The organism is Cupriavidus sp. 05N39, assembly GCF_056397325.1.
Window position 1 is genome coordinate 54,085 of the sequence record NZ_JBFTNE010000060.1, and the last position, 14,530, is coordinate 68,614.

General features: G+C 65.9%; 10 protein-coding genes and 2 tRNA genes. 7 read left to right on the forward strand and 5 right to left on the reverse strand.

Annotated elements, in window-relative coordinates; translation table 11 throughout:
• Positions 1–5: 5 nt before the first annotated feature.
• The 6 genes from AC1DN0_RS25880 (at position 6) to pgi (ending at position 7,677) form a co-directional block, all read left to right on the forward strand.
• Entirely contained in the window at positions 6–557 is a 552-nt protein-coding gene (locus AC1DN0_RS25880) for a TRAP transporter small permease subunit (RefSeq protein ID WP_276291272.1), read from the forward strand.
• Positions 557–1,867 (forward strand): TRAP transporter large permease, encoded by a 1,311-nt coding sequence (locus AC1DN0_RS25885; protein WP_035870958.1) that lies wholly within the window; start codon positions 557–559, stop codon positions 1,865–1,867. The genes AC1DN0_RS25880 and AC1DN0_RS25885 overlap by 1 nt, the downstream gene beginning before the upstream one ends.
• 41 nt (positions 1,868–1,908) lie before the next feature.
• Positions 1,909–3,189: a D-amino acid dehydrogenase gene (locus tag AC1DN0_RS25890; RefSeq protein WP_477111191.1), complete on the forward strand. Its 1,281-nt coding sequence runs from the start codon at positions 1,909–1,911 to the stop codon at positions 3,187–3,189.
• A gap of 2 nt (positions 3,190–3,191) precedes the next feature.
• Positions 3,192–4,826, forward strand: a complete 1,635-nt coding sequence (locus AC1DN0_RS25895; RefSeq protein ID WP_477111190.1) for an NAD(P)H-hydrate dehydratase — start codon at positions 3,192–3,194, stop codon at positions 4,824–4,826.
• Positions 4,823–5,794 (forward strand): DMT family transporter, encoded by a 972-nt coding sequence (locus tag AC1DN0_RS25900; protein ID WP_477146112.1) that lies wholly within the window; start codon positions 4,823–4,825, stop codon positions 5,792–5,794. Before AC1DN0_RS25895 ends, AC1DN0_RS25900 begins: the two co-directional genes overlap by 4 nt.
• Before the next feature lie 236 nt (positions 5,795–6,030).
• Entirely contained in the window at positions 6,031–7,677 is a 1,647-nt protein-coding gene (pgi, locus tag AC1DN0_RS25905) for a glucose-6-phosphate isomerase (protein ID WP_477103194.1), read from the forward strand.
• A 14-nt stretch (positions 7,678–7,691) separates the two neighbouring features.
• On the opposite strand, the gene AC1DN0_RS25910 is transcribed toward pgi, so the two are convergent.
• The gene (locus AC1DN0_RS25910) at positions 7,692–8,390 is read right to left on the reverse strand and encodes an ABC transporter ATP-binding protein (protein WP_477146113.1); all 699 of its coding nucleotides are present in this window, start codon (positions 8,388–8,390) and stop codon (positions 7,692–7,694) included.
• On the opposite strand from AC1DN0_RS25910, the gene AC1DN0_RS25915 reads away from it, so the two are divergent.
• Positions 8,389–9,060 carry an arylesterase gene (locus tag AC1DN0_RS25915; protein WP_477146114.1) on the forward strand — a complete coding sequence of 224 codons (672 nt, stop codon included), beginning with the start codon at positions 8,389–8,391 and terminating at the stop codon, positions 9,058–9,060. The genes AC1DN0_RS25910 and AC1DN0_RS25915 overlap by 2 nt on opposite strands.
• 65 nt (positions 9,061–9,125) lie before the next feature.
• Here the strand turns inward: AC1DN0_RS25915 and AC1DN0_RS25920 are convergent, their stop codons facing one another.
• The 4 genes from AC1DN0_RS25920 to lon form a co-directional block, all read right to left on the reverse strand.
• Positions 9,126–11,075, reverse strand: a complete 1,950-nt coding sequence (locus AC1DN0_RS25920; protein WP_477146115.1) for a SurA N-terminal domain-containing protein — start codon at positions 11,073–11,075, stop codon at positions 9,126–9,128.
• A 317-nt stretch (positions 11,076–11,392) separates the two neighbouring features.
• Positions 11,393–11,469: transfer RNA gene (locus AC1DN0_RS25925), tRNA-Asp, on the reverse strand.
• Between the two features lie 54 nt (positions 11,470–11,523).
• Positions 11,524–11,599 (reverse strand) — tRNA-Val (locus AC1DN0_RS25930).
• Between the two features lie 298 nt (positions 11,600–11,897).
• Positions 11,898–14,309 carry an endopeptidase La gene (lon, locus tag AC1DN0_RS25935; protein WP_035871050.1) on the reverse strand — a complete coding sequence of 804 codons (2,412 nt, stop codon included), beginning with the start codon at positions 14,307–14,309 and terminating at the stop codon, positions 11,898–11,900.
• Between the last annotated feature and the right edge of the window lie 221 nt (positions 14,310–14,530).

The window sequence follows — 14,530 nt, forward strand, 5'->3', positions numbered from 1 at the left end:
TCGCCATGGAAGCTCCTTCCGTCAACAAGCGCTGGCTGGACCGGCTGCTTGACCTGTTCGCCGTGCTCGGCGCGCTATGCATTCTCGGGGTCTGCATCATCATGATCCTGATGTCGTTCTCGCGCGAGACCACCATCATCTTCAAGGGCGGCGACGACATCGTTGCGTGGCTGTGCGCCGCTTCCGCCTTCCTCGTCCTTGGCCAGACCTTCCAGCATGGCGGCATCGTGCGCGTGGAAATGTTGCTGGAGGCCGTCAAACCGCGCATGCGCTGGTGGCTCGAACTGGTCTCGCTGGTCATCTGCGCGGTGTTCGCCGCCTATGCCACCTGGGCCTTGTTCTCCTTCGCCTGGCAGAGCTGGGAGATCGGCGATGTCTCGCAGGGCCAGATCGTGGTGCCGCTGTGGATTCCGCAGAGCTTCGCGGTGCTGGGCTGTGCCGGCTTCATGCTGGCAGTGCTCGACGAACTGCAGCGCGTGGCGCGCCGGCAAAAGCCGCGCTACCAGCTGGCGCAGGAAGCCAAGCTGGCCGCCGGCGATTTCGGGGAGACCGTCTGATGAGCACCGTCCTGATTTCCCTGATCCTGCTGGTGGTGATGATCGTCTTCCTGGTCATCGGCGCGTGGATTCCGGTTGCCATCGCCGTCACCTCCTGGGTGGGGCTGGTGGTCTTCGCCGACCGCGATGCGCTGGTCAATCTGGCCAATGCCTGGTGGTCGTCCAGCGCTTCCTATACGCTGGCATCGCTGCCGCTCTTTGTCTGGATGGGCGAGATACTCTTCCGCACCAAGCTGTCCGAGCAGATGTTCAACGGGCTGTCGCCCTGGCTGAACTGGCTGCCGGGGCGGCTGATGCACGTCAACATCCTGGGGTGCGGCATCTTCGGCTCCGTGTCGGGCTCGTCGGCCGCCACCTGCGCCACCATCGCCAAATCCGCGCTGCCCGAACTGACACGGCGCGGCTACGACGAGCGCGTCACGCTGGGCTCGCTGTCGTGCGCCGGCACGCTCGGCATCCTGATTCCGCCTTCGATCACCATGGTGGTCTATGCGGTCTCGGCCGATGTGTCGATCATCCGCGTGTTCCTGGCCGGCTTCCTGCCCGGCCTGCTGCTGATGCTGCTGTTCTCCGGCTATATCGTGGTGTGGGCGCTCTCGAACCCGGACAAGACGCCGCAGGCGGAACGCTTCGACTGGCGCTCGCGGCTCGCCTCGATCCGCCAGCTGATGCCCTGCATCGTGCTCATCGCCTTTATCACCTGGATCATGATCACCGGCTACTCCACCGCCACGGAAGCCGCGGCATACGGCGTGGTGGCTTCGCTGGCGCTGGCGTGGGTGGGCGGATCGCTGACGCGCAAGGCCTTCTGGGAGAGCCTGATGTCGGCCACCCGGCTGACCGCGATGATCATGTTCGTCCTGGGCGCCACCTCCTTCCTGTCGGTGACCATGAGCTTCACGGGCATCCCGCGCGCGCTGGCGGAATGGGTGGCCGCGATGCACCTGTCGCCATGGGCGCTGATCGCCGTGCTGACGGTGATCTATATCCTGCTGGGGACCGCGCTCGACGGCATTTCCATGATCGCGCTGACCACCGCCACGGTGCTGCCGATGGTGCAGGCGGCGGGTTTCGATCTGGTATGGTTCGGGATATTCATCGTGCTGCTGGTGGAAATCGCCGAAGTGACGCCGCCGGTGGGGTTCAACCTGTTCGTGCTGCAGAGCATGACAGGCAAGGACAGCAACTACATAGCCCGGGTGTCGCTGCCATTCTTCATGATGATGGTGGTGGCGATCGCCATCGTCACCGTGTGGCCGGAAATCGTCACCTGGCTGCCCGACGTGGTCATGCAAAAAGAGTTGAAGTAGCCATCGACAGCGAGGGCCGGTCCGGCCCTCAACGGAGTGCCATGCATGTGATCGTGATCGGCGCCGGCGTGATCGGCGTCTGCTCCGCCTGGTACCTGCGCGAAGCCGGCTTCGAAGTGACCGTGGTCGAACGGCGCGCCGCGCCGGCGCAGGAATCCAGCTTCGGCAATGCCGGCGTGATCGCGCCCGGCTACGTTACCCCGTGGGCCGCGCCCGGCATGCCGGGCAAGGTGCTGCGCAACCTCTTTGCCAGCACCTCGCCCGTGCTGTTCCGGCCCAGCGCCGATCCGGCCATGTGGCGCTGGATCGCGCGCTGGCTGGGCGAATGCACGCTGGAGCGCTACCGTGTCAACAAGCTGCGCATGCAGCGCCTGGCCTTCTACAGCCGGGAATGCCTGCACACGCTGCGCAGCCAGCTGGAGATCGACTACGAGCAGTCGCAAGGCTACCTGCAACTGTTCCGCACCGAGCGCGACCGGAGCCTGGCCGAACCGGCGCTGGCCTTGCTGCGCGAGCACAAGGTGCCGCACCGGCTGGTCGATGCCGCTGGCTGCCGGGGCATCGAGCCCGGCCTCACCACCGACACGCCGCTGGCCGGCGGGCTGCACCTGCCCGAGGACGAATCCGGCAACTGCCCGATGTTCGTGCGCCGGCTGCGCATGCTGGCGGAAGCCGCCGGCGTGCGCTTCGTCATGGACAGCCACGCCTGTGCGCTGCGGCCGCTGCCGGGCGGCAAGCTCGCGCTGGACCTGCGCGCCGGCGCTGCCGGCGCCACGCGCGAAACACGCACCGCCGATCGCGTACTGGTGAGCGCCGGCGTCGCCAGCGCCGCCTTGCTGCGCCCGCTTGGCCTGCGCATCCCGCTCTACCCGGTCAAAGGCTACTCCGCCACGGTGCAGGTCAGCGACGAACTGCAGGCGCCGCTGGCCGCGCTGATGGACGAGTCGTACAAGGTGGCCGTCACGCGCATGGGCAACCGCATGCGGATTGCCGGCACCGCCGAACTCGGCTCGCGCAAGCTCGACCTGCGCCCCGCCGCCATCAACACCTTGCTCAAGGTGGCGCGCGACTGGTTTCCCGTCGCCGGCCACTATGACAACGCCACGCTATGGGCCGGCGCCCGCCCCATGCTGCCTGACGGCCCGCCGCTGATTGGCGCCACCGCCGTGCCCGGCCTTTTTCTCAACCTGGGTCACGGCTCCACGGGCTGGGCCATGGCATGYGGCTCCGGCCGCATCGCCGCCGACCTGATCGCGGGCAACCACCCCGGCATCGACCTGGACGGCCTGACCCCCGCCCGCTATGGCTTAGGCCCGCGCTGACCATGCAAACCCCTACCCAGATCCCGCCCACGCACGCGCCAGCCACGGTACTGCCCACCGACGCCTGGCTGCCCCTGGACACCGCCAGCGCCAGCGAGATCCCGCTTTACGGCGTGGCGGCCATCCGCCAGGTCGAAGCCACCGCCATGGCCAGCCTGCCCGCCTTCGAACTGATGACGCGGGCAGGAAATACCGCGGCCGCCTGGCTGGCACACCATGCCCCGGCTGGCCCGCTGCTGTTGCTGGCCGGACCCGGCAACAACGGCGGCGACGCATTGGTGGCCGCCACCCGTCTGCACCAGGCCGGGCGCCAGGTCCAGGTGTGGCTGACCGCCGAGCCCGATCGCCTGCCCGCCGACGCCGGCCGCGCCTGGCTCGAGGCGCGCGCGGCGGGCGTCACGCTGCGCGCGCTGCCGGAGACGGCCTGCCACGGCACCCTGCCTGCGATTCCCGGGGATACCCGCGCGCTGGTCGACGGACTGCTCGGCATCGGCCTGAACCGTGCCGCCGATGGCTTTATGGCGCAGTGGATCGCGCATCTGGCGGACTCAGAGTTGCCGGTGTTCGCGCTCGACATCCCGAGCGGGCTGTTCGCCGATACCGGCGGCGGCGCGCCGGCGGTCCGCGCCTGCCGCACGCTGACCTTCATTGCGGCCAAGCCGGGCCTGCTGACGCTCGATGGACGCGATTGCGCGGGTGAAGTCGATATCGCCCCGCTGGGCCTGCCCTACCCCCCGGCCCAGCCGGCCTGCGCCACGGTCAACGTGCCGGCTTCGTTCGCCAGGGCACTGCCCGCGCGCCGCCATGCCACCAACAAGGGCACGTTCGGCTCGCTCGCCGTGATCGGCGGCGGCATCGGCATGACCGGCGCGCCGCTGCTCGGCGCGCGCGCCGCGCTGCACCTTGGCGCCGGGCGCGTGCACATCGGCTTCCTGGCGCAGCCCGCGCCGCTGCTAGACCCCGTGCAACCGGAACTGATGCTGCACCCGATCGCGGAGATCGCGCTGTCTGCCATGTCCGCGCTGGTGGTCGGCCCGGGCATGGGCACCGGCACGGCGGCACGCGAGCAGTTCGCGCAACTGCTGCACGGCAGCGCCTGCGCCGCCGAGTTGCCCGCCCTGGTACTGGACGCCGACGCGCTGAACCTGCTCGCCTCGGATGCCGCGCTGGCTGCCATGCTGGAGGGCAGCCCGCTGGTGCGCGTGATGACACCCCACCCGCTCGAAGCCGCCCGGCTGGCCGGCCTCGGCGTGGCGGAAATCCAGCGCGACCGCCTGGCGGCGGCACGCTTGCTGGCCACGCAATGGCAGGCCGTGATCGTGCTCAAAGGCTCCGGCACAGTGATCGCGGCGCCACCGGACGCCAGCGGCAACGTAGCGCTGTCGGTCAACCCGACCGGCAACGCCGGGCTAGCGACTGCCGGCACCGGCGACGTGCTGGCCGGCATGATCGGCGCCCTGCTCGCCCAGGGCATGCCGGCGCTACAAGCGGCGCAGGCGGCGGTCTGGCTGCACGGACGCGCCGCCGACCAACTTGTGGCTCACGGCACAGGCCCCGCCGGACTCACCGCCAGCGAGCTCTACACGCCGATGCGCAGCCTGTTCAATGCCTTGCTGCGAGATCCGCGCGGCTCATGAACAAGGCCACCGACAGCGTTACCCGGCTGTCCGCCGCAAGCGCGACAGCCACTTCGCCGGCCCGGCGCCAGTTGCTCACCGGCATTGCCCTGCTGGTGCTCGGCCAGTGGATCCTCAGCCTGCTGGACGCCAGCAGCAAGACGTTGACGCAGCAAGGCCTGCCGGTGGCAGCGGTAGCCTGGGTGCGCTATGTCGGCCATGTGATCGCCATCTTCCTGCTGCTAGGGCCGGCGCGCTTCCGCCAGCAATGGCGTCCGGTAAAGCCCGGCCTGCAATGGCTGCGCGGCGGGCTGATGCTGGTTTCGACCCTGGTGTTCTTCAGCGTGCTCAAGCTGATGCCGCTGGCCGAGGCCACCGCGCTCAATTTCTGTGCCCCGCTCTTCGTGGTGGCGCTGTCGCCCTGGCTGCTCGGCGAGCGGCCGGGACGGCATGCGCGCGTCAGCCGCTGGAGTGGCGTGGCGATCGGCTTCGCCGGCATGCTGATCGTGGTGCGGCCGGGCGGCGAGCTGAGCGGGGCGGGTATTGCGCTGGGCCTGCTGTCCGCGCTGGTGTTCGCGCTGATGCAGATGCTGACGCGACGCATCGCCGCGCACGACGCCCCCATGACCACCCTGATCCAGAGTGGCGTCACCGGCGCCGCCCTGACCACGCTGCTGGTGCCCTTTTTCTGGTTCCACGCGGTGCCCACGCCCCTGCAAGCGGTGCTGCTGGTGAGCACCGGCATCACCGGTTCGGTTGGACATTATTTTGTGATCCGGGCGTTCCAGTATGCCGATGCCTCGTTTCTCAGCCCCTTTCTCTATTTGCAGATCCTGTCGGCCACGACGATCGGCTACCTGGCATTCGGCCAGTTGCCGGACTGGATCACGGCGCTGGGCGTGGCGGTGATCTGCGCCGGCGGCGTGTGTGTGGCGGGAGGGGAATCGGCATTGCGCGCGGTCGCCCGCCGGCTTGRCCGCCCGGGCTGATGTCAGAACACCACCGATAGCCGGAAAGGATTCGCCCTGCTATTGTTTCCGCTAATGGCATGAATGCTGTGCTTTGCTGCCAAATCCTAAAGTCGCGCCAAAAGTGCGCGTTATACTTAAGCCGCTCCCGACGGCCGGACCAGGCCCGCCAAACGGCCTGCCCGGGAACAATAAAATATGGCTGAAACCTAGCTTAGAACGGTACTTCCGCGCTGGCCTTCAAGAATTACGCACGCATGCCCACAGACCTACACGCCTGGCACTCTCTCCTGCAACATCACGACGCCATTCGCGAGACGCCGATGCGCGAGTGGTTCGCCGACGGCGCCGCCAGCCAGCGCGTCAAGCAGTTCTCGCTGGAAGCCGCAGGCCTGTATCTCGACTACTCGAAAAACCGCATTACGCCACAGACCGTGGCATTGCTGATGCAGCTGGCGGACGAAGCCGGCGTACCCAAGCGCCGGGATGCCATGTTCGCGGGCGACCACATCAATGCCACCGAGGACCGCGCGGTGCTGCACATTGCGTTGCGCGCCGGTCCCGACGCAAGCTTCAAGGTGGATGGCAAGCCGGTGATGCCCGCCATCCACGACGTACTGAACCGCATGCGGGTGTTCTCGGAACGCGTGCGCAGCGGCGACTGGACCGGCGCCACGGGCAAGCGCATCACGGACGTCATCAATATCGGCATCGGCGGCTCGGACCTCGGCCCGCGCATGGTGTGCCGCGCGCTCTCCCACCTGGCGGGCAAYGGGCCGCGCATGCATTTCGTCTCCAATGTGGACGGCACCGAACTGGCCGAGACCCTGGATCGGCTCGACCCTGAGCAGACCCTGGTGATTGTCTGCTCGAAGACCTTCACCACGCTGGAAACCATGGCCAACGCCTGTAGCGCGCGCCAGTGGTTCCTTGACAGGGGCGTGGCCAGGAACCAGCTGGCCAGCCATTTCGCCGCCGTATCCACCAACGTGGAGGCGGTGCGCGCTTTCGGCATCGACCCCGCGCATATGTTCGAATTCTGGGACTGGATCGGCGGACGCTTCTCGCTGTGGTCCTCGGTCGGGCTGTCGATCGCACTGGCGGTGGGCTTCGATGCCTTCGCCGACCTGCTGGCCGGCGGCCGCGCCATGGACGAGCATTTCAGCAGTGCGCCGCTGGAGCGGAACATGCCGGTCGTGCTGGGCATGATCGGCATCTGGTACCGCAATTTCTTCGGCATGCCGACCAGTTGCATGGCACCGTATTCGACCTCGCTCGAATTGTTTCCCGCCTTCCTGCAGCAACTGGAAATGGAGAGCAACGGCAAATCCGTCCAGCTCGATGGCCGGCACGTGCGCGCCCATACCGCGCCGGTGGTCTGGGGCTCCGCCGGCACCAACGGCCAGCATGCTTATTTCCAGCTGATCCACCAGGGCTCGCAGATCGTGCCGGTGGATTTCGTGGCTCCGCTGCGGCCCCCGCGCGTCCTGCCCGGCCATCATGCCAAGCTGCTTGCCAATTGCTTTGCCCAGGCCGAGGCGCTCATGCGCGGGCGCACCGCGGAGGAACTGCGCGCGAGCGGCCTGAGCGATGAAATCCGCATCGCCCACATGGTGTTCGAGGGCAATCGCCCAAGCAACACGCTGCTGATGGAAGACGTCACGCCACACACGCTCGGCGCGCTGATCGCGCTTTATGAGCACCGCACCTTTGTGCAGGGCGTGGTGTGGAACATCAATTCATTCGACCAATGGGGCGTGGAACTGGGCAAGATCCTGGCCAAGCCGATCGAGTGCGAGCTCACTGGCGAGGCCAACGCGGCCGCCAGTGGCCAGGAGCCTGCGCACGATGCCTCCACCAGCGCCCTGATCGCGCGGGCGCGGGCGGCACTGGGCAACGCCTGACGCTGGCCCAGCGCCTACACGGGGGCCGTCATCCATTCGTCGCTGGCCACGCGGCCGGCGTCGATGGTCAGGATGCGCCCGCAGCGGGCTGCCACGGAGCGATCGTGCGTGACCAGCACCAGCGTTGAGCCGGCATCGCGATTGAGCTCGAACATCAACGCAATCACGGCCTCGCCGGTAGCCGTGTCGAGACTGCCGGTAGGCTCGTCGGCAAAGAGGATATCGGGACGCGCCACAAAGGCGCGCGCCAGCGCCACGCGCTGCTGCTCGCCGCCGGAGAGCGTGCGCGGATAGTGGGACAGGCGCCCGCCCAGTCCTACCCGCGCAAGCATGTCGGCGGCGCGCTCGCGGACACCGGCGGTTTCGCCGCGCAACTCCAGCGGCAGCATCACGTTCTCCAGGGCATTCAGGTGCCCGACCAGCTGGAAAGACTGGAACACAAAGCCCACATGGCGCCCGCGCTGCGCGGCGCGCTGGTCTTCGTCGAGCTGGAACAGGTCCTGGCCATTGAGCCTGACGGTGCCCGTGGTAGGCAGGTCCAGGCCCGCCAGCAAGCCAAGCAGGGTTGACTTGCCCGAGCCGGATGCGCCGACAAYGGCCAGCGTTTCGCCGGGCGTGACGGAAAACGTGACGTCATGCAAAATCGTCAGCGAACCCGTCGTGTCGGCTACGGTCTTTCCTAATGACTCGACTGCAAGAATGGATGAAGACATGAGCAAGAAGTTCTGGTGCGGTTGGCGAAAGCTGGCGCTGGCGGTATGCACGGCCACGCTGCTGCCTGCGGCGGCGCCGATGGCCCGGGCGGCAGCGCCCGCCATCCTGGTGCTGGGCGACAGCCTGTCCGCGGAATACGGCATCGCGCGCGATGCCGGCTGGGTCAAGCTGCTGGAGACGCGGTTGCGGGCGGAGCGTTTCGATTATAGCGTCGTGAATGCCAGCATCAGCGGCGAGACCACGGTAGGCGGCAAGACACGCCTGCCCGACCTGCTGGCGCGGCACCACCCTGCGGTGGTCATCGTCGAACTGGGCGCCAACGATGCCTTGCGCGGCCTGCCGCTGCAGACCACCGAGGCCAACCTGCGCAGCATCGTCGCCAGCGCGCAGCAAGCCAAGGCCGGCGTGCTGCTCGTGGGGATGCGCATCCCGCCCAACTACGGGCCGGACTACACCGAGCGATTCTTCTCGCTCTRCCCCAGGCTGGCCGGCGAATACAAGGTCCGGCTGGTGCCTTTCCTGCTGGAGCGGGTCGTCGCCAGGCCAGAGTGGTTCCAGGCTGACCGCATTCATCCCACGGCACAAGCGCAGGGCACGCTGCTCGACACAGTCTGGCCGCAGCTCGAGCCACTGCTGAAGGCACCGGCAGCCCGGACCGCGGGGCGCTGAGCCCTTGCGGCGCGGATCATGAAAAAGGCGCCCGGAGGCGCCTTTTTCATGTTTGCGGGCTGTGCTTACTGCGCGCCGGCACCGCTGGCGGCACCCGCTTCCGTCGTGGTGGCGGGCTTGAGCAGCTTCACCTTGGCGCGGTCCTTCAGGCTCTCATAGAAGGCCTCCAGCTGGCTCTGGCCAACCATCTGCCCCAGTTGCTGGGCCTCGCCCTGGCGTTGCGCGGCATCGGCCTGCGCAGGCTGGCTGACCTTGCCGATGCGATAGATGGCGTAGCCGGCGGCACCAAGGTCCACGCCCACGAACGCGGGCAGCTTGGCGGTATCGGCCCGCATCACGGCTTCGACCGCCTTCGGCGGCAGGCCATCGGCCTTGGCGCGAGAGACCGTTACCGGCGCGCCGAAGCCGTCGGCGCCGCCGCTCTTCTTCAACGCCTCGAGACGCTCCGCACCCGCCTTCACGGCGAGCTCGGCCGCCTGCTGGGCGATATAGCCTTCGCGCACCTTGGCCTGCACGTCTTCGAACTTGCGCACCGTGGCCGGGCGATATTCGACGATACGTGCCGCCACCAGCGTGGTCGGGCCCACCTGCACGGCTTCGGTATTGCGCTTGTTCTTGACGGAATYGTCGCCGAACAGGGCCTTGAGCAGCTTCTCATTGTTGAGCGGGCTTTGCGCACCCAGCGCCGGGTTGGGCTGGCGGGTCACGTTGTCGGCGCTCTGGATGGCCAGCTTGAACTTGTCGGCAGCAGGCTTGAGGCTGTCGGACTGTTCGTAGACCGTGTTGCCGAACGAATCAGCCAGTTCGGTGTACTTCTTGGCGGCGAGCTGCTTGCGCAATTCGGCTTCCAGTTCGGTACGGACCTGGTCGAGCGGCTTGGTTTCGGCAGCCTTGATGCCGGTGAGCTTGATGATGTGGTAGCCGTAATCGGTCTCCACCACGTCGCTGATCTGGCCATCCTTGAGCGCATACATCGCATCCTCGAACGGCTTGACCAGTGCGCCGCGGCCCATGAAGCCGAGGTCGCCGCCCTTCTCCGCAGAGCCCGGATCCTGCGATTGCTTGCGGGCCACATCGGCAAACGTTTCGGGATGCTTGCGCAGGTCCTCGAGCAGCTTGGTGGCCTTTTCCTTGGCTGCCTGGCGATCCGCCGCCGGGGCATCCTTGGGCGAGCCGATCAGGATATGGCTGGCGCGGCGCTGCTCTTCCGTGCGGAAGCGCGCGATGTTGCTGTCGTAGTAGGACTTGAGCTCTTCGGGCGTCACCGGCGTCGATGCCGCCAGCGCGTCGGCCGACAGCACCAGGTATTCGACCTTGGCCTGCTCGGGCACCGAGAACTGCGCCTTGTGGCTGTCGTAGTACGCCTTCAGCGCGGCTTCGTCGGGATTGACCTTGGCGGCGAATTCGGCCGGCTTGAGCTGCAGCGCCTGCACCTCGCGCTGCTGGTCGCGAATGGCGATCAGCCGGTCGAGCAAGGACTTCGGCACGAAGGCGGTGGCAGCGATGGAAGTGCCGAGCTGCTGGGTGGCGAGATCGAAACGCATGCGCGCATCGAACTGCTCCGGCGTCATGCCTTGCTGGGCGAGCAGGTCAACATAGGCCTTGTCGTCGATCGTGCCGTCCTTCTTCTTCGGCAGCTGGGCGATGGCGGGAATGCTGCTGATGGTCTCGAACAGGCGTTCGTTGGACACCGTGAGGTGCTTGTTGGCCACCTCATTGGCCACCACGCGCTGCAGGATCAGCTGGTCGAGCACCTGCTGGCGCGCCAGCGCGCCTTCGAATTGGCGCGGATCGTAGTTCGCGCCGAGCATCTGGCGCATGCGCTCGCTCTGGTCACGCACCACGTTATCCACTTCCTGCGCCGTAATGGCGCGGCCATCGACCTTGGCAAGATCGTGCGAGCTGTCCATGAAACGCGAGTAGCTCTCCACGCCGAAGAACACGAACGACGGGAAGACAAGCACCAGCAGCAGCAAAAGCATCAAGCGCCGGTTGTTGCGTACGAAATCAAGCATGCTGACTCAGGAAAAGGGTTGGTACCGAACGGCAAACTCCGGGATTCTATCAGGAGCGGCAAGCTTCACGCGATTTGGCGGCCGGTGCGGCCTCGCCGGGCAACGCCCGATGGCATCCGGCTCGGACAGGAAACCTGCGATATCGCGTACCGTCCCCTCGCGCCAGCAGTGGCTCGGCGGTGCAAAACACCGCCAGATACGCGATCAGGGCCCGCACCCTTGCCGGCCCTCAGGAAAGAGGGGGGAAGACGCGCCGAATGCAGAAAGCGCAAAAAGCAAAACGGGCCGCTAAGGGCCCGTTTTGCTGACTGCGTATTTGGCGGAGTGGACGGGACTCGAACCCGCGACCCCCGGCGTGACAGGCCGGTATTCTAACCAACTGAACTACCACTCCTGTATCGGTGCGGCAGCACGCGTCATCTGTGTGGATTGTCTTGCGGCAGGAGCGTGGTGGGTGCTGAGGGGCTCGAACCCCCGACCTACGCCTTGTAAGGGCGCCGCTCTACCAACTGAGCTAAGCACCCGCTCGTACCGCAGCCGCACTGCATGCTGCAAGCATCGCCGCGCACATATCAGAGTAATTACTGCTGTTTGCGTTGCGAGGGCGCAAGTGTAATACAGCCCCTGGCATTTTGCCAAGTATTCTTCGCGGACATTTTGAGAAACGCAAAAAGCACCCGCTGCCTGCACGCCTGCGGCGCCGAACAATGTGAGGCGAAATAGAAAAACGCCGCGGGGAAAAGCCCGCGGCGTTTTCAAAAGCGGCCTGCTTTGGCAACGCCCGGCCCGGATCGCAGGATCCGGGCAGCGCCATCGCCGGCGTCAGTGATGAATCATCTCGACCTTGGCAGCACCCTTGTCCGCCACATCGGCGGGCTTGGCCACTTCCTCCGGCAGAGGCTCGGGCTTGCGCTCGAGCGCGAGTTCCAGGACCTTGTCGATCCAGCGCACCGGGACGATCTCGATGGCGTTCTTGACGTTGTCCGGGATCTCCGCGAGATCCTTCACGTTTTCCTCGGGGATCAGCACCAGCTTGATACCGCCGCGATGGGCCGCAAGCAGTTTCTCCTTGAGGCCGCCGATCGGCAGGACTTCACCGCGCAACGTGATTTCCCCGGTCATGGCCACGTCGGCGCGCACCGGGATACCCGTGAGCACCGACACCAGCGCCGTGGTCATCGCACCGCCGGCCGAAGGACCATCCTTGGGGGTGGCGCCTTCGGGCACGTGGATGTGGATATCGCGCTTCTCGAACATCTCGTCCGTAATGCCCAGACGACGTGCCCGCGAGCGCACCACCGAACGTGCGGCCTCGACCGATTCCTTCATCACGTCGCCCAGCGAACCGGTGCGGGTGATGTTGCCCTTGCCCGGCATGATCGCGGCTTCGATGGTCAGCAGATCGCCGCCCACTTCCGTCCACGCCAGACCGGTCACCTGGCCTACCTGGTTTTCCTTGCCGGCCAGGCCGAAGTCGTACTTGCGCACGCCAAGGAATTTATCCAGGTTCTCCGATGCCACCTTGACCGTGCCCGTTTCCTTCTTGAGCAGCAGCAGCTTGACCACCTTGCGGGCGATCTTCGACACTTCACGCTCGAGCGAGCGGACGCCCGCTTCACGCGTGTAGTAGCGAATGATGTCGCGCAGGGCGTCTTCGCTCACTTCCATCTCGCCTGCCTTCAGACCATTGTTCTTGATCTGCTTGGGCAGCAGGTAGCGCTGGGCGATGTTGACCTTCTCTTCCTCGGTGTAACCCGACAGGCGGATCACTTCCATCCGGTCCAGCAGCGGAGGCGGAATGTTGAGCGAGTTCGAGGTCGCCACGAACATCACATCGGACAGGTCGAAATCGACCTCGATGTAATGGTCCTGGAAGGTGTGGTTCTGTTCCGGGTCCAGCACCTCGAGCAATGCCGACGAAGGATCGCCGCGGAAATCCATGCCCATCTTGTCGATTTCATCGAGCAGGAAGAGCGGATTGCGCACGCCGACCTTGGCCAGGCTTTGCAGGATCTTGCCGGGCATCGAGCCGATGTACGTGCGGCGGTGGCCGCGGATCTCGGCCTCGTCACGCACGCCGCCCAGTGCCATGCGCACGAACTTGCGGTTCGTCGCGCGCGCCACCGACTGGCCGAGCGAGGTCTTGCCCACGCCGGGGGGGCCCACCAGGCACAGGATCGGCGCCTTCACCTTGTCCACGCGCTGTTGCACCGCGAGATACTCGAGAATGCGTTCCTTGACCTTCTCGAGACCGTAGTGGTCTTCATCCAGCACGCGCTCGGCGTTGGTCAGGTCGTTGTTGACCTTGCTCTTCTTGCGCCACGGCAGGTTGACCAGCGTGTCGATGTAGTTGCGCACGACAGTGGCTTCGGCCGACATCGGCGACATCAGCTTGAGCTTCTTGAATTCGGCGTCGGCCTTCTTCTTGGCTTCCTTCGGCATGCGCGCGGCCTTGATGCGCTTGTCGAGTTCTTCCAGGTCGGCACCCTCTTCGCCTTCGCCCAGTTCCTTCTGGATGGCCTTGACCTGCTCGTTGAGGTAGTACTCGCGCTGGCTCTTCTCCATCTGGCGCTTGACGCGGCCACGGATGCGCTTTTCCACCTGCAGGATGTCGATCTCGCCCTCGAGCTGCGACAGCAGGCTCTCCAGGCGCTCGGTGACATTCACCATCTCCAGGATCTTCTGCTTCTGCTCGAGCTTGATCGGCAGATGCGCGGCGATGGTGTCGGCCAGGCGACCCGGCTCGTCGATGCCCGACAGCGAGGTCAGGATCTCGGGCGGGATCTTCTTGTTCAGCTTCACGTACTGGTCGAACTGCGACACGATGGCGCGGCGCAGCGCCTCCGTCTCGGCGGTCTCGACCGGACCCGGCGGCACGGGCACGGCTTCGCACATGAAGTGCGACTCGTCTTCGCTCACTTCGCGGATATTCGCGCGCTGCGTGCCTTCCACCAGCACCTTGACGGTGCCGTCGGGCAGCTTGAGCATTTGCAGGATGTTGGCGATGCAGCCTACCTCGTAGAGGTCGTCGGCGGTCGGCTCATCCTTGGCCGCCGTTTTCTGGGCCACAAGCATGATGCTTTTGCCCGCCTCCATCGCAGTTTCCAGCGCCTTGATGGACTTCGGACGTCCCACGAACAGTGGGATCACCATGTGCGGAAACACCACCACGTCGCGCAGGGGCAACAGTGGCAAGCGAATCGGCTCAGCCGGGAGGAGTTGTGTTCCGGACATCATTTTCCCCAGTCAGTCATTTAGGCGTAAATTGGGTCTCATGAATCGATTGCAAGATAGGTGCCAACGATTCAATGCATTGTGCAAATGCTGCTCCCCGCACTTGCAAGACCCGTCCAAACAGCATACCCCCGTTTTCCCCCCTTCGTTTTACGAAAATGAAGAAAAAAAGCCGCTCGCTTTTCGCGAACGGCCTTTAGGACTCGCTGCCGGCCTGAGAT